The sequence below is a fragment of the Streptomyces nitrosporeus genome, assembly GCF_008704555.1.
Taxonomy (GTDB): domain Bacteria; phylum Actinomycetota; class Actinomycetes; order Streptomycetales; family Streptomycetaceae; genus Streptomyces; species Streptomyces nitrosporeus.
The window spans coordinates 4,789,559-4,809,471 of sequence record NZ_CP023702.1 but is presented as its reverse complement, the minus strand read 5'-3'; the positions used below and the strand labels follow the sequence as shown (position 1 = coordinate 4,809,471).

10 protein-coding genes are annotated in these 19,913 nt (G+C 74.1%); 5 read left to right on the top strand and 5 right to left on the bottom strand.

Annotation, left to right across the window (positions count from 1 at the left end; translation table 11 throughout):
• The first annotated feature begins 148 nt into the window (after positions 1 to 148).
• From CP967_RS21290 to CP967_RS21270, 5 genes are all read left to right on the top strand, one after another.
• Positions 149 to 3,607 (top strand): FHA domain-containing protein, encoded by a 3,459-nt coding sequence (locus CP967_RS21290; protein ID WP_150489498.1) that lies wholly within the window; start codon positions 149 to 151, stop codon positions 3,605 to 3,607.
• Positions 3,608 to 3,793: 186 nt separating this feature from the next.
• Positions 3,794 to 5,155 carry an ABC transporter substrate-binding protein gene (locus tag CP967_RS21285; protein WP_150489497.1) on the top strand — a complete coding sequence of 454 codons (1,362 nt, stop codon included), beginning with the start codon at positions 3,794 to 3,796 and terminating at the stop codon, positions 5,153 to 5,155.
• Positions 5,156 to 5,159: 4 nt separating this feature from the next.
• Positions 5,160 to 6,536 (top strand): carbohydrate ABC transporter permease, encoded by a 1,377-nt coding sequence (locus tag CP967_RS21280; protein ID WP_150489496.1) that lies wholly within the window; start codon positions 5,160 to 5,162, stop codon positions 6,534 to 6,536.
• Positions 6,533 to 7,474, top strand: a complete 942-nt coding sequence (locus CP967_RS21275) for a carbohydrate ABC transporter permease (RefSeq protein ID WP_150489495.1) — start codon at positions 6,533 to 6,535, stop codon at positions 7,472 to 7,474. Before CP967_RS21280 ends, CP967_RS21275 begins: the two co-directional genes overlap by 4 nt.
• Before the next feature lie 281 nt (positions 7,475 to 7,755).
• Complete coding sequence (locus CP967_RS21270) at positions 7,756 to 9,990, top strand: bifunctional glycosyltransferase/CDP-glycerol:glycerophosphate glycerophosphotransferase (RefSeq protein WP_150489494.1); 2,235 nt, start codon at positions 7,756 to 7,758, stop codon at positions 9,988 to 9,990.
• Between the two features lie 235 nt (positions 9,991 to 10,225).
• Here CP967_RS21270 and CP967_RS21265 read toward each other — a convergent pair whose 3' ends face one another.
• From CP967_RS21265 to CP967_RS21245, 5 genes are all read right to left on the bottom strand, one after another.
• On the bottom strand, positions 10,226 to 11,377 hold the full coding sequence (locus tag CP967_RS21265) for a glycosyltransferase (protein ID WP_150489493.1): 1,152 nt from the start codon (positions 11,375 to 11,377) through the stop codon (positions 10,226 to 10,228).
• The gene (locus CP967_RS21260; RefSeq protein ID WP_150489492.1) at positions 11,377 to 14,445 is read right to left on the bottom strand and encodes a bifunctional glycosyltransferase/CDP-glycerol:glycerophosphate glycerophosphotransferase; all 3,069 of its coding nucleotides are present in this window, start codon (positions 14,443 to 14,445) and stop codon (positions 11,377 to 11,379) included. The genes CP967_RS21265 and CP967_RS21260 overlap by 1 nt, the downstream gene beginning before the upstream one ends.
• Positions 14,442 to 18,056, bottom strand: a complete 3,615-nt coding sequence (locus tag CP967_RS21255) for a bifunctional glycosyltransferase/CDP-glycerol:glycerophosphate glycerophosphotransferase (protein ID WP_150489491.1) — start codon at positions 18,054 to 18,056, stop codon at positions 14,442 to 14,444. The genes CP967_RS21260 and CP967_RS21255 overlap by 4 nt, the downstream gene beginning before the upstream one ends.
• Positions 18,057 to 18,172: 116 nt before the next feature.
• Entirely contained in the window at positions 18,173 to 19,093 is a 921-nt protein-coding gene (locus CP967_RS21250) for a TylF/MycF/NovP-related O-methyltransferase (protein ID WP_190175077.1), read from the bottom strand.
• 11 nt (positions 19,094 to 19,104) lie between these two features.
• The gene (locus tag CP967_RS21245) at positions 19,105 to 19,827 is read right to left on the bottom strand and encodes a methyltransferase domain-containing protein (protein WP_150489489.1); all 723 of its coding nucleotides are present in this window, start codon (positions 19,825 to 19,827) and stop codon (positions 19,105 to 19,107) included.
• Positions 19,828 to 19,913: the final 86 nt, after the last annotated feature.

The window sequence follows — 19,913 nt, the reverse complement described above, 5'->3', positions numbered from 1 at the left end:
GGAGGATGCCTTCCAGCACGGAACCGCGGGGTCGGGAGCCTCTCGCTCCGTGACGACCTGTACCGGACGACGCGTCCGTGCCGGGTGGGGGAGAACACAGGGCCTTCCCCCTGCCGGGCGCCCCGCGCAGAAGGGACCGCTGACGGCGATGCAGATCCGGCTGACCGTCCTCGCGCCGCGCAGCGGCCAGACCCCGGCGCGCACCTGCGACGTGCTCGTCACCGCCCCCGCGGGGACAGCGCTCGCCGCCGTCGCGTCGGCCCTCGCCTCCGCGGTGACGGGGCCGGAGGGCTCCCAGGGCGGCGGGGCGGTGGTGCTGTACGCCGGACGCGAGCGGCTCGACGCGCAGCGCCGCACCCTCGGTGAGCCGCCGCTGGTGGACGGGGCGGTGCTCTCGCTCCAGGTGCCCGGCGAGGAGGAGGGCTCCGGAGACCCCGCCCCGGCCCGGCTGCACGTGGTCGCCGGGCCCGACGCCGGCGGGGTCCACCTGCTGCACGGCGGGCAGGTCAGGATCGGCCGGTCCGCCGACGCCGACGTACCGCTGGACGACCCCGACGTGTCCCGGCTGCACTGCGCGGTCACCGTCCTGGAGGACGGCCGGGTCGCGGTCGCCGACCTGGGCTCCACGAACGGCACCTCGCTGGACGGCACCCCGGTCCACGACCGCCCGGTCCGGCTGGCCCCCGGGGCCCTGCTGCGGCTCGGCGAGTCGGTGCTCACGCTCACGGCCGGCGGGCGCACGCCCACGCTGGAGACGGCCCCCGACGGCGAGGGCCACCTGCGGGTGACCCGGCCCGGCACCGGCGGTGGAGAGGCGGCCCGGACCGCCCCCGGCCCAAAGGCGCCGCACGGCACGGAAGCACCGCCCGGCCCGGCGGACACGGGCGGGGCCGGCGGCCACGGCAGGGCCCGGGGCGACCACCCCGGCGCCCTCGGCCCGCAGGACCCCCACGGCCGGCCCGGCGGCCCCGCCGGGCACGATGAACGGCGGGACGCACCCGGACCCGGCGAAGGCCGCGGGCCCGCGAGCCGGGACACGGCCGGTGTACCGCCGCAGCCCACCCACGGCCGGGGCGCCCGGGTCGTCCCGGCCGAGGCCCCCCGGCGCGGCGGCATAGGCGCGTGGGCGCGGCGGCTGGCGGGCGGGCGCGGCGAGGCCGCCCCGCCCGCGCACCCCGGCCCCGCCCCGCAGGCGGGCCCCGGGGACCCGGCCGCGCACACCGCCGCCCCGGCCGCCCCGGCGGGCACCTGGCCGGATCCGGCGTCGGTGCTCCTGACCGCGCTCGGCCCCGGGCCCCGCCTGTGGGAGCGCGACGGCGCGCACCCGGAGGCCCTGGTCGTCCGGCTGGGCACGACCGAGCGCGCCGACCTGCCCGCCGTGCCGGTCACCGTGGGTCTGCGGGAGGCCGGTTCGCTCGGACTGGCCGGGCCGCACGACCGGCTGCCGGGGCTGGCCCGCTCGGTGGTGGCCCAGCTCGCCGCCCTGCACCCGCCGTCCGGCCTGGAGATCGTGCTGATCAGCACGGACCGCACGCGCGGCACCGAGGAACGGCGGCGGGAGTGGTCCTGGCTCGGCTGGCTGCCGCATCTGCGCCCGCTGCACGGCCAGGACTGCCGGCTGCTGCTGGCGTACGACCGGGAGCAGGCGGAGGCCCGGGCGGCGGAGCTGGTGCGGCGGATGGACGAAGGACCGCTGGGCCCCGGCTGGGCCAGCGCGGACCGGGCCTCGGTGGCCGAGGCGGCCCGGCGGTACGAAGGCCCGTTCACGGTGGTCGTGGTGGACGGCGACCCCGGTTCCGCGGCGCTGCGTGAGACGACGGCCGGACTGGCGGGCGCCGGAGCGGCGGCCGGTATCCATCTGATCTGCCTGGCCCAGGCCCCGGCGGCCTCGCCGCTCTCCCCGGTCGACGCGACCTACGACACCGCGTGCCGGGCCTCGATCCCCTTCCGTGAGTGCGGCGCGGTCGCGATGCTGAGCGGCGACGTGGCGACCTCGCTGCGGCTGCTGCGCACGGCGGGCGGGCAGGTCGCGGGACACGGCACGGTCGCCGTCGTGGACGCGGTGTCGGCGGCCTGGGCCGAGCGCTTCGCCCGTGCGCTGGCCCCGCTGCGGGACGAGGGCGCGGGGCCCCTCCCGGGCCGCCCGGTGGCGGCGGCGCTGCCTCCGTCGGCCCGGCTGCTGGACGAGCTGGGTCTCGCGCGGGCCACTCCCGCCTCGCTGATGGCCCGCTGGGCATCGACGGCGGAGGAACAGCCCGGTGCGACGGTCCGCCCGGCCGTCCCGGCCCCGGCGGCGGCCGGGACGGACACGGCGGGCTCCGGCCGCACGCTGAGCACCGGTCCGCGCGTCGGCGCGCAGCGCGAGGCCCCGGAGAGCGGCCGTACCGGCTCCGCGCGCACCGTGTCCGGCCGCACCGGCCCCGGGTCCCCCGGCCCCGCCGAGCCCGCCCCGTCCCCGTACCGGCGCAGCGGCCCCACCAGTTCGGGGGCCGGCCGCTCGGTGTTCCCGGCGGCCGTCGCCGTGCCCGCGCAGCGGCGCGAGGGCCGGGCGGCCGCGGCCGCCTCCTACCCGGGCAGACCGGTGATCGTGCTGGGCGCCGGACCGCGGGGGCCCCTGCTGGTGGATCTGGCCGACGAGGGGCCGCACCTGCTGATCGAGGGCCCGGCGGGCAGCGGCCGTACGGAGCTGCTGCGGGCCGTGGCCGCGTCCCTGGCCTCCGCCGCGCGCCCCGACCGGCTCGGCATCCTGCTGATCGACGGGGCGGGCGACACCTCCGCGCAGGGGCTCGGCCCGTGCACGGAGCTGCCCCACGTCTTCACGCACCTGGTCGCCTCGGAGCCGGTGCGCATGCGGGAGTTCGCACAGGCGCTCGGCGGTGAGCTGAAGCGCCGCGCCGAACTGCTGGGCACCCTGGACTTCGCCACCTGGCACGCCCGGTACGACGAGTCCCAGGTGTCCGGGACCGGCCGGCCGGCCGCGGACAGCGGTGACCTCGACTCCCCCGCCAGCGGCACCCTGCGGCTGCGTCCCCCGGGGCAGCGCCCCGCCGACCCGGGCCCCTCGCCGCTCCCCCGGCTCGTGGTCCTGGCCGACGACTTCGACGCCCTGGTCGCCCCGTCGCTCGGCAGCCCGGGGCGCCCGTCCGCCGGTTCGGTGGTGCGGGTGCTGGAGGCCGTGGCCAGGGACGGCGAGCGGCTGGGGGTCCATCTCGTCGCCACGTCCGCCCGCCCCGACCGCACCGAGGACACCGAGCTGGCGCGCGGCGCCCGGCTGCGCGTGGTGCTCGACCCGCCGGTCCTGCCGCCGTCCCCCGACGAGGCGGCGCCGGGGCGGGGCAGGCTGGGGCACCCCGACGGGCGGGTGACACCGTTCCAGGGCGGCAGGGTCACGGGCCGGATCCCGCGTACGGCGACCCTGCGCCCCACGGTCGTACCGCTGGAGTGGGAGCGGATGGGCGATCCGCCGGCCCGCCGGCCGGTGCGGGAGCTGGGCAACGGGCCCACCGATCTGGCGTTGCTGGCGAGCGCGTTGGAGCGGGCGGCCCGCTCGGTCAACGCCGAGCGGCTGCCCCCGCTGATCCCCGCCGTTCCGGCCTCCGGCCGCTGACGTCACGTCACGAGCCCATCACGATCACCGGGTCGGGGGTGATGACGGTATTGCGGGCCCCGTGGTCCCGGCGTAGAGATGTGCGCACGGACGATGTGAACCGCACGATGTGAGAGGTGAGCGGCACCGCAGGTCCCACCGTCGGTGCCGGTCCGCACACATGCGCGCAGAAGAGACGGGGCAGGAATGCGCACAACCCTTCGCATGCGCAGGGCAGCAGTGGCGTTGACCGCGGCCGGGGCACTCGCCCTCACGGGCTGCGGCGGCGACGGCAAGGGCGGGAAGAAGGACGGGGCCTCCCCGAAGGGTGAGGACAGCACGCCGAGTGTCGCCTTACCGAAGCTGGACGGGGAGGAGATATCCGTCGCGGCGGTCTGGACGGGTCCCGAACAGGCCAACTTCACCAAGGTGCTGGACGAGTTCGAGAAGCGCACCGGCGCCACGGTCACCTTCGTCCCGGCCCAGGACCCGATCGTCAACTTCCTGGGTACGAAGATCGCGGGCGGCCAGCCGCCGGACGTGGCGATGATCCCGCAGGTGGGCGCGGTCCAGCAGGCCGTGGCCAAGAAGTGGGCCAAGCCGGCCGGCCCCGAGGCGCGGGCCCAGCTGGGGCAGAACTACGCGCAGGTCTGGCAGGACCTCGGAGCGGTCGACGGCACCCAGTACGGGGTCTACTTCAAGGCCGCCAACAAGTCCCTGATCTGGTACAACGCCCAGGCGTTCGAGAACGCGGGCGCGAGTGAGCCGAAGACCTGGAAGGACTTCCTGAACACCGCCGAGACGGTCTCCGCCTCCGGTGTCACCCCGGTCTCGGTCGGTGGCGCGGACGGCTGGACGCTCACCGACTGGTTCGAGAACATCTACCTCTCCCAGGCCGGTCCCGAGAAGTACGACCAGCTGGCGAAGCACGAGATCAAGTGGACGGATCCGTCCGTCGGGGACGCGCTGACCACCCTCGCGGAGCTCTTCGGCAAGCCGGAGCTGATCGCGGGCGGCGCGGACGGCGCGCTGCAGACGGAGTTCCCCGCCTCGGTGACCCAGACCTTCACCGGCGGCGACACCCCCAAGGGGGCCATGGTCTTCGAGGGTGACTTCGTCTCGGTCAACATCGCGCAGACCAAGGCCGAGATCGGCAAGGACGCCAAGGTGTTCCCCTTCCCGGCGGTCGGCGCCGAGTCCCCGGTGGTGACCGGTGGTGACGCGGCGGTGGCCCTGAAGGACGGCAAGGGCGCCCAGGCGCTGCTGACCTGGCTCGCCTCGACCGACGCGGCGCGGATCTGGGCCGAGGCGGGCGGTTTCATCTCCCCGAACAAGGCGCTGGACCCGGCGGCCTACCCGAACGAGGTGCAGCGCACGATGGCGAAGGCGCTGATCGCGGCCGGTGACGACGTCCGGTTCGACATGTCCGACCAGGCGCCCCAGTCGTTCGGCGGGACGCCCGGCAAGGGCGAGTGGAAGATCCTCCAGGACTTCCTGAAGAACCCGGGGGACATCGCGGGGACCCAGGAGGAACTGGAGTCCGCGGCCGCCGAGGCGTACGCGGGCTGACGCGATGACGACCACGGCAGCGGGGGGCGCCGGAGCGGCGCCTCCCGCCGGCAAGCATCCCGGGGCACGTCCGGGCGGACAGGGCGGCCGGAGCGTCACCGGCACCCGCAAGGCGGTCGCGGCGGTGTTCCTGCTGCCCGCCCTGGTCCTGCTCGGCGCCCTCGTCGTGTATCCGATCGGATACTCCGTCTACCGGTCCTTCCTCGACCAGGCAGGCACCGGTTTCGCCGGCCTCGACAACTACAAGACGCTCTTCACGGACGACACCATCCGCACCGCCGTGAAGAACAACGCGGTCTGGGTGGTGTTCGCCCCCACGGTCGCCACCGCGCTGGGCCTGGTCTTCGCGGTGCTGACCGAACGCATCCGCTGGGGGACGGCGTTCAAGCTGCTCGTCTTCATGCCGATGGCGATCTCGATGCTGGCCGCCGGGATCATCTTCCGGCTGGTGTACGACCAGGCGCCCGAGCGCGGGGTGGCCAACGCCGTCGTCGTCGGGGTGCACGACACCTTCGCGGAGTCCTCCGGCTTCCCGAGGGCCCGCCCGCTGCCCGTCCACCCGCTGAAGGCGGGCGGCGGAGGTGCCTTCGTCACGAAGGAACCGGTACGGGCGGGCGAGCCGGTGCGGCTGCCGCTCGTCGGGGTGGCTCCGGCGAAGATGCCCGGCGACGCAGAACCGGCCCGGACCCCGGAGCCGGCGGACGACGGGAAGGTCACCGGCACCGCGTGGCTGGACTTCACCCGGGGCGGCGGCGGGAAGCCCAACGCCGTCGACCCGGCGGAACTCGGCCTGAAGGGCCTCCGGGTCGAGGCCGTCAGGGACGGCGAGGTCGTCGCCACCGCCACCGCCGGCGCGGACGGGGTGTTCACCCTGCCCGCCTCGGCCGACGGCGCCACCCTCCGGCTCCCGGCGGACAACTTCCGGGAGCCCTACAACGGCGTCGACTGGCTCGGCCCCACGCTGGTGACGCCCGGGATCATCGGGAGCTACGTCTGGATGTGGGCGGGCTTCGCCATGGTGCTGATCGCCGCGGGCCTGGCGGGCCTGCCGCGTGAGCTCCTGGAGGCGGCCCGGGTGGACGGCGCCAACGAGTGGCAGGTGTTCCGCCGGATCACCGTCCCGATGCTCGCCCCGGTCCTGGTGGTGGTGCTGGTCACCCTGATGATCAACGTACTGAAGATCTTCGACCTGGTCTTCATCATCGCGCCGGGCTCCTCCCAGGACGACGCCAACGTCCTGGCGCTCCAGCTGTACCGGTCCTCCTTCGGCACGGACGCCGATCTCGGGGTCGGCAGCGCCATCTCCGTACTCCTGCTGCTCCTGGTGGTCCCGATGATGCTCGTCAACATCCGCCGGATACGGAAGGAGGGGCGCCGATGACCACGACCGACGAGGCCGGGACCGCGGGCGCCGGCGCGGCGGGGCGCGCCGCCTCCCCGGACACCGCGGCCGGGGCAGAGAGGGCGCGGCCGTCCCTCGCCGCACGGATCGCCACCCGGGCGGGGGGCGGCCTCATGCGGGTCTTCCTCCTCCTCGTGGCCCTGTTCTGGCTGATGCCGACCGTCGGGCTGCTGCTCTCCTCGCTGCGGAGCCCGGACGAGATCGCGGCGAGCGGCTGGTGGAAGGTGTTCACCGCCCCCACCCGGATCACCTTCGACAACTACCAGCGGCTGCTGGACAATTCGGCGATCACCGACTCGCTGTTCAGCACCGTCCTGATCACCGTCCCGTCCACCCTGCTGGTGGTGGTGATCGGCTCGTTCGCCGGGTACGCCTTCGCCTGGATGGAGTTCCCGGGGCGGGACTGGTGGTTCCTGCTCGTCGTGGGACTGCTGGTGGTGCCCGTCCAGGTCGCGCTGATCCCGGTCTCCGAACTCTTCGGCGCCATCGGGATCTTCGAGACCACGCTCGGCGTGATCCTCTTCCACACGGCGTTCGGTCTGCCCTTCGCCATCTTCCTGCTGCGGAACTTCTTCGCGGAGATCCCGCGTGAACTGCTGGAGGCCGCCCGGCTCGACGGGGCAGGCGAGATCCGGCTCTTCACCCGGGTCGTGATGCCGCTGGGCGGGCCGGCGATCGCCTCGCTCGGGATCTTCCAGTTCCTGTGGGTGTGGAACGACATGCTGGTCGCGCTGATCTTCGCCGACTCCGACTCGCCGCCGATCACCGTGGCACTGCAACAGCAGGTCCGTCAGTTCGGCAACAACATCGACGTACTGGCGCCCGGTGCCTTCGTGTCGATGGTCATCCCGCTGGCGGTCTTCTTCGCCTTCCAGCGGCAGTTCGTCTCCGGGGTGATGGCCGGCGCCGTCAAGTAGGGGGCGCCGTCGCGTAGCGGGATCCCTCACGCAGGGGGCGCCCCCTGCGTAGCGGGAACCGTCACGCAGGGGGCGCCGTCGCGTAGGGCGCGTCCCGGGAGGGGAAGCCCGCAAAAGACTCGACAGCACACGCGTTCGTCAATATCAGGGCGGCCCGTTCACTCCCGATCGGGCCGCCCTACCTCGGAGTTCGCCCGAATGCCATATCCGGCGTAACCAAGTCACTCCATCGGCCGTTTGCGGGCCACCTGCCCTCCCGCGAGCGAATCCCTGGATGTGTTGTGCCCCGGTTCAGTGTCATCGTGCCCGCGTACCGGGTCCAGGCGTATCTGCACGCGTGTCTCGACTCCGTGCTGAACCAGTCCTTCAAGGACCACGAGATCATCGTGGTCGACGACTGTTCACCGGACGCCTGCGGCTCGATCGCCGACGAGTACGCCGCCCGTGACCCGCGCGTGAGCGTCGTCCACCTGCCGGCCAACTCCGGTCTGGGGCCCGCCCGCAACGCCGGGGTGGAACGGGCGAGCGGCGACTACCTGCTCTTCCTCGACGGTGACGACACCTTCACCCCCGAGGCCCTCCAGGCCGTCGCCGACCGCCTGGAGGAGACCGGCGGGCCCGATGTCCTGGTCTACGACTACGCCCGCACCTACTGGTCCGGGAAGAGCGAGCGCAACGTCTTCTCCCAGGCCCTCGCCGAGACCGGTCCGCCGACCTTCCGGCTGGCGGACCGGCCGGAACTGCTCAAGGTCCTCATGGTGGTCTGGAACAAGGCGTACCGCCGCGAGTTCGTCGAGGCGGAAGGGTTCACCTTCCCGCCCGGCTACTACGAGGACACCCCCTGGACCTACCCGGTGCTGATGGCCGCCGGATCGATCGCCGTCCTGGACGCCGTGTGCGTCGACTACCGGCAGCGGCGCCGCGGCAACATCCTCTCCACCACCACCCGCAGGCACTTCGACGTCTTCGACCAGTACGACCGGGTGTTCGCCTTCATCGACGCCCGGCCCGAACTGGCCGTCTGGCGCCCGGTGCTGTTCCGGCGGATGCTCGACCACTTCTCGACCCTGTTCACCTCCCCGGGGCGGCTCCCCCGGGGCACCCGGGCCCAGTTCTTCCGCCGTGCCCGTGCCCACTGCCGCCGCTACCGCGCGCCCGGGGCCGCCGTGCCGCGCCGCGCACGGCTGCGGCACGCCCTGTTCCGGCTGGGCGCCCACCGGACGTACCGGGCCCTGTGGGCCGGGCAGCGGCTGCGCGGACGCCTGGCCGGCGCGGCACGGGCGGTGCGCCGGGCCCTGCGCGGTGCCGCCCTCCAGCTGCACTACCGGGTGCAGCTGCGGCTGCCCGTACGCCCCGGGGAGGCGGTGTTCGCCGCCTACTGGAACCGCGGTTACACCTGCAGTCCGGCGGCGCTGGAGGCCGCGGCCCGTGACCTCGTCCCGGGGCTGCGCACCTCGTGGATCTGCCACCCCGCGTACGCGCACACCGTCCCCGACGGGGTCCGGGTGCTGCACCCGGGGACGGCCGCGTACTGGACGGCCCTGGCCCGGTCCCGGTACCTCGTCAACAACGTCAACTTCGACCGCAGGCTGGTGAAGAGACACGGCCAGGTCCTGGTGCAGACCCACCACGGGACCCCGCTGAAGACCATGGGCACCGATCTGGTGCACCGGCCCGCGGCGGCCGGCTCCATGGACTTCGCGCAGTTGCTGCGCAACGTCGACAAGTGGGACTTCTCGCTCTCCGCCAACCAGCACTCCACCCTGGTGTGGGAGCGCATCTACCCCTCCGGGTACACGACGCTGGAGTACGGCAGCCCGCGCAACGACGTCTTCCACCGCGCCCGCCCCGAGCTGATCGCCCGGCTGCGCGCCGAGCTGGGGGTGCGGGAGGGCGTCACCGCGCTGCTGTACGCCCCGACCCACCGCGACTACCTGCGCGGCCGGCAGCGACCGCTGGACCTCGAACAGCTCGTCCGGGTCCTCGGCCCGCGCTATGTGGTGCTGGCCCGTTCCCATTACCTCGACACGGCCACCGGGACCCCGGCCGGGCGCACCCCGCACCCGCAGATCATCGACGTCGGCGGCCATCTGTCGGTCGAGGAGCTCTGCCTCGCCTCCGACGGGCTGATCACGGACTACTCCTCGCTGATGTTCGACTACGTCAACCTGGACCGGCCCGTCGTCCTCCACCTGGAGGACCGGCAGGCGTACGAGGCGGCGCGCGGCACCTACTTCGACCTGGAGGCGTTCCCGCCCGGCGCGGTGGCCCGCAGCCAGGAGGAGCTGCACGAGATCTTCACGAGCGGCCACTGGCGCGGGCCGCGTTCCACCCAGCGGCGCGCCGCGTTCCGGGCCAGGTTCTGCCCGTACGACGACGGGCACGCGGCGGAGCGGGTGGTACGCCGGGTGTTCCTGGGGGACGCTCCGGCGCAGCCCCAGCCGGTCGCCTCCGGCGAGCTGCGGCCGTCGGGGGTGCCCCGGCAGGTGATGGTGCGGGAGTACACCAACGGGTGAACCCCGGGGCGCCGGCGGACAGCCGGACCGGGCCCATCCGCGCCCGGCGGCCTGCCCGTCCGGGGAGGTCTGCCCGTGCCCCAGGGGCCTGGTCGTACCGGGGGGTCTGCCCGTGCCCCGGCGGCCTGGCCGTACCGGGGAGGTCTGTCCGCGCCCGGGGGGCTGTCCACGCCCCGGGGGCCTGAGCGCGCCCGGGGGCTTCGCCGCGCTCAGCGGCCCGGCCGTGCCCGGGGCCTCACCGCTCCAGGAAGGCGAACAGCTCCTCCCAGCGGCGGACGATCTCCGCCTCGGAGAAACGCTGGACCCCCGCCCGCGCCCGGTCCCCCATCGCGTCCCGCATCCGCGGGTCCCCGGTGAGCCGCAGCAGACGGTCGGCGAGGGCACCGACGTCACCGGCGGGGGCGAGCAGCCCGTCCTCGCCGTCCCGCACGATCTCCCGCACCCCGGGGGCGCAGTCGAAGGCCGCACACGGCAGCCCGCTCGCCATCGCCTCCATGAGCGCCAGCGGGAAACCCTCACCGCGTGAGGACTGGACGAAGACGGAGGAGCCGGCGAGCGCCCCCGGCACATCGTCCGTACGGCCCCGCCACCGCACCGAACCGTCCAGCCCCAGAGCGGTGCACCGCGCCCGCAGAGCGGCCTCGTCCTCGCCCGCCCCGTACACGTCCAGCGTCCAGCCGGGCCGTTCGGGGGCGACCAGGGCCCAGGTGTCCAGGAGCATGTCGATGCCCTTCTGGTCGGTGAGCCGCCCGATACTCGCGACCGACTTCCCGGTACGCGGGGAGGGCACCGCGGGCAGCCGGGCCAGCGCGTTGGGCATGAAACCGACGTTGTCCATCCCGTCCCCGGCCCAGGTGTCGGCGTCCTCCTCGGTGAGGACGAGCCAGCGGTCGAGCGCCGCGTAGTGGTTCCTGATCCAGCGGTAGCGGTGGCTCGCCCGCGAGTAGGCGTACGACTCGTGGCTCATCCCGATCACCCGCAGGCCCCGGGTGTCCGCCTCGCCGACCCACTCCATCGCCCAGACCTGGCTGACGATCACCACCCCGCCGGGCCGGGCCGACCGGAAGATCCCGGAGAGCCGCTCGACGGCCTCCCGCTTGGCCGCCGCCCTGGCCGCCTCCCGCCGCCGGGCCGGGACCCGGAAGCGGTCGCGTACGCCCCGGGGCGTCCAGGGGGTCGGCGGGTGCGCCGGATACAGGGCGGTGACCGGATAACCCGGCGGGTCGGGCAGGGCCATCTTCAGCTCGGCCGCGTGGACACCGACGGTGTGCACCCGGTGGCCCTGCTGCTGGAACAGCTGGGCCGTCCGGTGCATCCAGCCCGTCACTCCCCCGAGTTCGTCCGTGCTGTTGGCGACGATGAAGATGTCACGGCCGGTGCTGCTCATCAGCGGTCCTCCCCGGACGGTACGGATGGTACGGACAACGCGGACGAAGCGGACGGTACGGACGACGCGGACGGTGCCGGAGCCGGGCCGGGGACGACGGGGGGCAGATGCCGGGCGAACACGGTGTCCACGACGGCCCGCGCGGCGTCCCCCCGGTCGTACCGGCCGAACTCCCGGGCGAAGGCGGCACGCCGGTCCTGGAAGGCGGTGTCCGTGTCCTTCAACCGGTCGAACACCTCGAAGAGTTCGTCCTCCGTCGCGACGACCGGTCCGGGCGCCTTCTCCCTGAGGTCGAAGTAACTGCCCCGCTCGGCGGCGTACTCCTCCAGATCGGGGGCGAACAGGACGACCGGGCGGTCCAGGAGCGCGTAGTCGAACATGATCGACGAGTAGTCGGTGACCAGCACGTCGGCCAGCGCGAGGAGTCCGCTGACATCGTGGTGGTCCGACACGTCCACCACCGTCCCCGGCGGGCACACCGGCAGACTCGCCGCCTCCAGGTAGTGCGCGCGCACCAGCAGGACGTACCGGTCGCCGAAGCGCTCCGCGAAACGGGCGGCGTCCAGCGGCAGCCGCCGCCGCTTGTTCCTGCCGGGACCGCCCCGGAACGTCGGCGCGTACAGCACCACCTGCCGGTGGTCGTCCGGACCGAGCCGCCCGGCGAGCGCCCCCCGGGGCAGCCGGCCCTCCGCCTCGTCCCGCGCCCGGGCCGCGAGCAGGGCGTCGTTACGCGGATAACCGGTCCGCAGCACCACCTCGTCGGACAGCCGGTAGGCACGCGCCAGGGTGCGCACATCGTGCTCGGAACGGACCAGGAAGTGGTCGAACCGGCCGACCGCCCGCAGCAGCCGTTCGCGCTGCGGGGCGTTCTGCATGCGCACCCGCGTCTCGTCGAAACCCATCCGCTTGTACGCCGACCCGTGCCAGGTCTGCAGATAGGTGGTCCCGGACGGCTTGGCCAGCTGCTGCGGGAAACCCTGGTTGTCGACCCAGTACTCGGCCCGCGCGAGTGCCCACAGGTACCGCCAGGACCAGCGGGCCACCAGCTTCTCCCCCTTGGGGAAACCCTCCGGCGAACCGTCGTACGACCAGACGCAGCGCAGCGGCAGGCGACGGCGGCGCACCTCCTCGTGGACCGCGCGCGGGCTGTCGCCGTAGCAGGTGCCCATGTGGCTCTCGAAGACCACGGAGCCCCGGCGGACGGGCAGCCGCAGGAACCACGCGTGGTAGACGGAGACCTTGAACCCCCGGGCGAACAGCCGGTCGCGGCGCGCGCGCACCGCCCGCAGCAGCGCCTTCGCGCGGCGCGCCGGGCGGAAGTGGGCGGCGTAGTGGACCAGCCGCCGGGCCGCGCGGGCCAGACGCCCCCGGGCCTCCAGCCGGAGTGCCAGATGGTCCTTGAGCGTGACATAGGGCTGCCAGGTGTCACCGGCGGCCCGGCCGAGCCGGGGCCGGGCCGGCGAGCGGTCCGCCGGGCCCACCAGGTCACGCGCCGCGAACAGGTCGCTGACCGAGCGGACCTCGCCGTCCTCGACGGTCATCCGGGCGTCCCAGACGGTGTCGCGGACCCCCACCGGACGCATCGCGCCCGTCAGGTCGACGCGGGCGCGCCAGCTGATGCCGGCGGTGTCCCGGCGCAGTACGTCCACCGGGAAGCGCACGGTACGCGCGCCGTCCCGGACCCGGAACTCCAGCCGGGCCGTCACCGACGGGCCGGGGCCGGTGTGGTCCGGCAGGACCAGCCGGCCCTCCAGCAGGACCCCGTCGGCACCGGTCTCGTAGCGGGTCAGCCGGTTCATCAGCCTGAGTTCACCGAAGGTGCGGTACCGGTGGCCCAGCGCGGTGACGTCCAGGGCCGGGTCGAGGACGTCCGGGGCCGGGGCGATCGCGTCCGGGGCCGGGGCGATCGCGTCCGGGGCGGGGCCGGCTGTGTCCGGGGCGGGGCCGGTTGTGTCCAGGGCGGGGCCGATCGCGCCCGGGACCGGTTCGGCGGCACCCGGGGCGTCCCGTTCCGCGGGCCCCCGCGCCGGCCGCCAGTACACCCGCCCGTCCGCGCCCGTGACGAGCGGCGCCGCCACCGTGCCCCTCCTGCGCAGCGCGTACGCCCCCTCCAGCACCCCGTCCGCGTCGCCCCGCTCCAGCAGCCGTACGCCCACCCGCTCGACGGGCGGGAGCCCGAGCAGGGCGGGCCCGGACACGGCCCCGGGCAGCACCCGGGCGGCCGTGGCGGCGACCCTGGTCCGCTCGGCCGCCGGGAGCAGCGGGAACGTCCGTACCAGGGCGACGAGATGGTCGAGCAGGAAGGCGCTCTCCCGTGCCTCCCGCAGCTGGTCCAGCCCCTGCGCGTCGAGGACGTGGCACACCCGGCGGTGCGCCTCGACGAGCCCGGCGAGCCCGGGACCGCGATCGGGTACGGCACGGCCCGAGACGATCCGCCGGCGTACCAGGGCGATCCTCTCCGCCGCCGACGCCACGAGCACCCCGAAGACGGCCTCGCTGTGGGTGAGGTCCTCGTCGTAGCGCAGACCGTGCCGCTCCAGCACGTCACGGCGCACACAGAAACCGGTCACCAGCGCGTCCCGCACGGCCAGTTCGGGGGCGTCCGCGAACCCGGTGACGACCCGCGAGCGGGGGAACAACGCCTTCTGCCAGGAGGGCTCCCACTCCTTGTCCCCGTCCGGGGTACATGTGCTCCAACGCCCCGCGACGAGGTCGGCACCGCTGCGGGCGGCGGCCTCCAGCAGGTTGCGGCAGGCGTGGGACTGCAACCGCTCCCCCTCGCCGAGGACCAGGACGTAGGTGCCGCGGGCCGCCGCCAGACCGGTGTTGCGGAGCGCGGCCACCGCGTCCCCCGGAACACCGGCGTCCGACAGCCGCACCCGGTCCGGGAAGCGTCCGGCGAGCGATTCGGCCACCGCGCGGACGGCCGGGTCACCGCCGCCGGGCAGCACGACCAGGGCCTCGGCAGCACGCAGGGACTGCTCCAGCACGGACTCGACGGAGGCGCGCAGCGCCGTTCCGCCGCCCGGCGCCGCCGTGATCACACAGCTGAAGTCGAGGCCGCTCACGCCCGCGCCCCCTTCAGCATCAGGTCCACGACCCCGGCCGCGGCCGTCCCCCGGTCGAGATCGCAGAACGACTCCCGGAACCGCTCGTACGCCTCCCGGTGGGCCGCGGTCACGGCCGCCGGGTGGCGCAGCGCCTCGATCACCCCCGCGGAGTCCGGGATCAGCGGCCCGGGGGCGCGGTCCTCGAAGTCGAAGCAGAAACCGCGCAGGGTGTCGCGGTAGTGCTCCAGGTCGTAGGTGTGGAAGAGCATCGGCCGGCCGGTCCCGGCGAAGTCGAACATCAGGGACGAGTAGTCGGTGACCAGCACATCGCTGATCAGCAGGAGTTCCGCGACGTCCGGGTAGCGCGATACGTCACGGACGAAGGCGTCCTCCGGGACGCTGCCGCCGACCAGGTAGTGGCGGCGCACCAGCAGCACATGGTCCTCGCCCAGGGCCCGCCGCGCCCGGCCGAGGTCCAGCTGGAGGTCGAGGCCGTAACGGCCGCCGCGCTTCTGCCGGTCCTCGCGCCAGGTCGGCGCGTACAGGACGACCCGGCGGCCGTCCGGGATCTCCAGCGACCGCCGGACGGCGGCGGCGACCTTCGCCCGGTCCGGGGCGTACAGCAGGTCGTTGCGCGGGTAACCGCACTCCAGGACCTCGCCGTCGTACCCGAAGGCGCGGCGCAGGACGGGGGTGGAGAAGGTGTTCGGGGAGACGAGGACGCTCCACTGGGCGGCCCGCCGGGGCATGGACGCCATGTAGGCCGCGTCCGCGTACGGGGTGCCGGCCAGGTCCCGGCCGATACGTTTGAGCGGGGTGCCGTGCCAGGTCTGTACGACGAACTGGCCCTCGGCCCGTTCGAACCATTCGGGCAGCTGGGTGTTGGTGACGACCCAGCGGCTGCGGGCCATCGCGTCGTACCACTCGGCGCTGTGCAGAGCGACCGCGCGGGCCCCGGCGGGCACGGTGGCCTGCTGGTCGCGTACGACCCAGAGGTGCTCGGCCCCGACGGCCCGGCGGGACAGCTCCTCGTGGACCGCCCGGGGCGAGTCCGAGTACTGCCGCCCGTCGAAGCTGGAGTACAGCACCGCGTCACGCAGCCCGGCGCCCCGGGCCCCGGCATACCCCTCACGCAGCCTGCGCTGCCCGTACGGACCGCGCTCACGCAGCGGCAGGACGCTGCCGGACTCCACGACGAGCCGGTCGTGGAAACGGCGCCCCAGGGTGAACCGGCGCCCGCCCGCCTCGTGGTGCGAGGGCAGACCGGCGTGCAGCTGGTGCACCACGTGCAGCGGGAGGTAGCGCTCCGGGTCCGTCTCCCCGGGCTCCCGGAGGAAGGGGTACCAGCGTCCCTCGGCGAGCGGATGGACCCCGCCGGCGGAGCGGACGGCGGCGGGCGTCACCGAGGCGCGGAAACCCCCGGCCCTCCCGCTCCCACCCCCACTCCACGGTTCCACCGGGAAGACGTTCTCCTCCTGGTGGCCGCTGTGGCGCAGGACGAGTTCGGCGCGGCCCGGCACCGGCCCGCCCCCGGGTTCGCCTCCGGACCCGCTTTCGGATTCGCTTCCGGATTCGCTTCCGGATTCGCTCCCGGGGCAGGAGCCCTCCAGCAGGAGGGTGCCGTCCGGCGCCCACCTCGCACCGGTGACCACGGGCCGGACGGACCGGTCGGTCAGGACCAGGTCGCCCGACGGGTTGGCCGCCGCGTAGACCTCACGGCCACCGGCCAGCCGGTACCGGCCCGCGTCGGTCTCCGGGCGGGCCGCGACGGTCATGCGGTGGCCCGCGCCGACCAGTTGCACTCCCCAGTCGCCGTCCACCCCCCCGAACACGTCCAGCGGCACCTCCGCGACGAACGTGCGGCCGTCCGTACGGGCGGCGGGCGGACCGTCACCACCGGACCCCTCACCACCGGGCCCGTCGCCGCCGGCCCGTTGCGGCCGCGTCCCGTCGTCGGCCACCAGCGGGAACTCCAGGGCCTCCTTCGTCCGCCACTCCTGGATCCGCAGCGCCGTCGGCGTTCCCGTGGCGAGGACCCGTACGGCGATCCGGACACCGTCCCCCGACTCCGTCGCCCGGTGTCCGGCGAGCACCGCGTCCACCCGTTCCGCACGCAGCTCCAGCTTGTTGCCGGAGAGCAGCGGGACGACCCGGGTGCGTGCGTCGACGTACCGGACGGCCGGTGCGGCCGGATGGCCGAGCAGCCGCATCGGGCCCCGGCGCGGCCGTCCCCCGCCGAACACGACGGCCTCCAGCTTCCAGACGGTCCTGGCCCTCCGGGCGGACACCCGCCCGGCGATCCGGCGCGGGTCCACGACGGTCTCGAAGCCGGACCGCTCGTACCGGTGCAGCGTCCGGCCCGACAGCGCGGCCGCCTCGTCCGTCACCGCCGTACGCATCCGGAGCGGGAGCAGCCGCCTGCCCGAGCGCAGCCAGCCCGCCGCGACGGGCCCGCCGGGGGCGTTGCGGACGTACGCGAATCCGCTCAGGTGCAGCAGCCCGTCCCGCCAGACCGCCCCGGTGAGGTGCGCGTGCACCGGCAGGTCCGTGGCGGACAGGGCCACCGTCCCGCGCGGCAGCGGGCCTTCGACCCCCGGGAAGTGCGCCCGGGGCCGCAGCAGCCCCCGCACGTGGAAGGTGTCGCGGTCGGTGGCCTCGTGGGTGAGCAGGGCGAGGAGTTCCGCCGTCCTGCGCTCCCGGATGAGCTGCCACTTCACCCGCAGGTGCAGGGGCAGACCGGCGAACACCTCGGGGGCGACGGTCTCGGCGAAGGCGTTGGCGTGGGTGAGGAACGCCTCGTGGAAAGCGGCGTCCCCGTCCCGGAGCGCCTCGATGAACAGCCACAGGTCCCCGGAGAGCACATGCTCCTGGTAGCGCGTCCTGGCCTCCGTCATGCCCCGGTCGGCCAGGAAGCGGCTGACGGCGGAGACCGCCGTGACCCGGTCCCGGATGCCCCTGGGCACCGCCCGCCGGGTGGTGATCGAGCCGTCGCGGTCCCGCCAGTGGTAGACGGGCTCCTCCACCACGTCGACGCCCCGGGCCAGGAAGTGGGCGGGCAGGACCACGGCGATGTCCTCGTACAGGACACCGGTGGGGAAGGCGAAGGCGTGCCGGTCCCAGAACGACCGGCGGAACACCTTGTTGCACGCGATGCGGTCGCCCAGCAGGATCCAGTCGCGGGTCACATGGGTGGCGCGGCGCGCCCGCTCCATCGGCCTGCGGAACATCGGGGACTGCTCCAGCACCCCGCCGGCCCGGATCCTGAGGACGTTCCCGGTGGCGAAGTCCGAACCACTGGCGTCCAGTTCGCCGAGCATCCGGGCGTACGCGCCCGGAGGGACGACGTCGTCGCTGTCGGCGAACGCGAGGAACTCCCCCTCCGGATGCGCCTGGGCGGCCCCGGCGTTGCGGGCGGCTCCGAGCCCGGCGTTGTCCTGCCGGATCAGCCGGAACCGCGGATCCCGCCGGGCGTACTCCAGTGCCGTCTTGGCACTGCTGTCCGTCGAACCGTCGTCGACCATGACGACTTCGAGATCGGCCGCCGTCTGCCCGGCCAGCGAGTCCAGGCAGGCTCCGAGGTACTCCTCGACGTTGTAGAACGGGACGACGACGGTGAGACGGGGTGCCATGCGCTGCGCACGATCCTTCCGGGCGGACGACATCGGTCAACTGCTTGCTGTCTGACGAACGAGCCCCGTGCCGGGAAGGCAACGGGGCTCGCGACGAACGGTCGTACGGAACGGGTTCAGGGCTTGACCGCGATCCGCCCCTCGTCCATGCGCAGCAGCAGCAGCCGCTCACCGGTCTTCTCCATGAACTCGTCCACCGCCTGGCGCGATCCCTGCCAGTAGCCGTAGTCGTCGATCAGCAGGACACCGCCGCTGACCAGGCGCGGATAGAGGTGCTCCAGCTCGTGCCGGGTCGAGGCGTACCAGTCGGTGTCCAGCCGGAGGACGGAGATCTGCTCGGGTGCCTCACCGGGGACGGTGTCCTCGACCCTGCCCCGCACATAGTGCAGACGCTCCTTCGGATACGGCACCTGCTCGAACCCGGCCCGCACGTCCTCCAGGGAGGCGACCGCCCAGATCGGCCGGTCCTTGCCCTGGGCGTCCAGCAGTTCCCGGGCGGACCTGCCGTCCCGCCGCAGGTCCTCCTCGGTGGGCGGCGTCATGCCCTCGTACGTGTCGAAGAGGTAGAGGTCGCGGTCCGTCTCGCCGAGCGACAGCAGCGTCCTGGCGCATGCCTGCATCGAACCGCCGCGCCAGACCCCGCACTCGACGATCGCGCCCGGGATGCCGTGCCGGACGATGTGCCGGGTCGCGAGGACGAAGGCGTTGAGCCGCTCCGGGGAGGTCATCGTGTACGGCTTGACCGCACGGATGATCTCCTTCGCCTCGTCGTCGTAGTCCGCGGGCAGCTGCGGGGCCTTCTTCGCGGCCGGCACGGCCGGGGTGCCCGGTGAGGCCGGCGCAACTGATGCCTCCGGTGCGGCTGATGCGGTTGATGCGGCCGGTGCGGCCCCAGGAGTGGCTGACGGTTCCTGGGCGACGCGGGGCGCCGGCACGGGTACGCGCCTGAGCTGGTATCCGGTGAGTTGCTGAAGGACGCCGTTGACGGCGTTGCGCCAAGCCATGGGGCGGGACAGTACGCGCGTTTCGCGGCTCATGTCACCTTTCGTCAACCCCTGGTTGATGTGACCGGCTTCCCGCACCGCGCCCTCGCGTCGAGCGGGCGGGGCAGCGGCACCCGGTCCACCCCGCCGGCCCGGTTGGCCCACCAGACGGCCGTCTCCCGCACCGCCGTGTCGACCAGGCGGTTCTTCAGACGGGTCACCGGCCGCCGGTGCGGTCCCGGGTGGCGGAAGACGCCCACGGTGTCACCCCAGTAGGCGGCCTCGGCGTCGATGGAGGCGTAGTCGTGCCAGATGCCCTTCGTGGGCGGGAAGTCCGTGTACACCTCGCGGAGTTCGAGCCGCGCGTGGGCGGCCAGCGCACGGAACCCGTCGGGGTAGTAGCGCCAGCAGTCCTGCGCGTCGTGGACGTGCCCGCGCGAGGGGGCGGTGATGAAGGCGTGGCCGCCCGGCTTCAGGACCCGGGCGATCTCCAGCATCGACACCCAGAAGAACGGGATGTGCTCGAAAGCCTGCCCGGACAGCACCACATCGGCGCTGCCCGACTTCACCGGGATGCGGTACGGACGTGTCATCACCGCGTCGACGTTGGGCCCGTCGAGCACATCGACCCCGACGTAGTCGATGTCGTGGCCGGCCAGCAGCCCCCGGTGCGTGCGGGTCTGCTTCCCGGAGACGCGTGAGCCCAGATCGACCACGCGGTACCTGCGGTTCGTCGGCAGGTACTCCTGGACGCAGAGCTCCATCTGCTCGTAGGCGGACCGGTGCATGTCCCTCTCCCAACGTTGCCGTGTGCGCGCTGCCGGGCACAACGACCGCGGGACGCCGAGGGCGCGCCCCGTACGGGTGACACCCC

Coding starts and splice junctions, on each gene's coding strand:
- CP967_RS21290 (WP_150489498.1), top strand. CDS start 149: ATGCAGATCCGGCTGACCGTCCTCGCGCCGCGCAGCGGCCAGACCCCG.
- CP967_RS21285 (WP_150489497.1), top strand. CDS start 3,794: ATGCGCACAACCCTTCGCATGCGCAGGGCAGCAGTGGCGTTGACCGCG.
- CP967_RS21280 (WP_150489496.1), top strand. CDS start 5,160: ATGACGACCACGGCAGCGGGGGGCGCCGGAGCGGCGCCTCCCGCCGGC.
- CP967_RS21275 (WP_150489495.1), top strand. CDS start 6,533: ATGACCACGACCGACGAGGCCGGGACCGCGGGCGCCGGCGCGGCGGGG.
- CP967_RS21265 (WP_150489493.1), bottom strand. CDS start 11,377: ATGAGCAGCACCGGCCGTGACATCTTCATCGTCGCCAACAGCACGGAC.
- CP967_RS21255 (WP_150489491.1), bottom strand. CDS start 18,056: ATGGCACCCCGTCTCACCGTCGTCGTCCCGTTCTACAACGTCGAGGAG.
- CP967_RS21250 (WP_190175077.1), bottom strand. CDS start 19,093: ATGAGCCGCGAAACGCGCGTACTGTCCCGCCCCATGGCTTGGCGCAAC.
- CP967_RS21245 (WP_150489489.1), bottom strand. CDS start 19,827: ATGCACCGGTCCGCCTACGAGCAGATGGAGCTCTGCGTCCAGGAGTAC.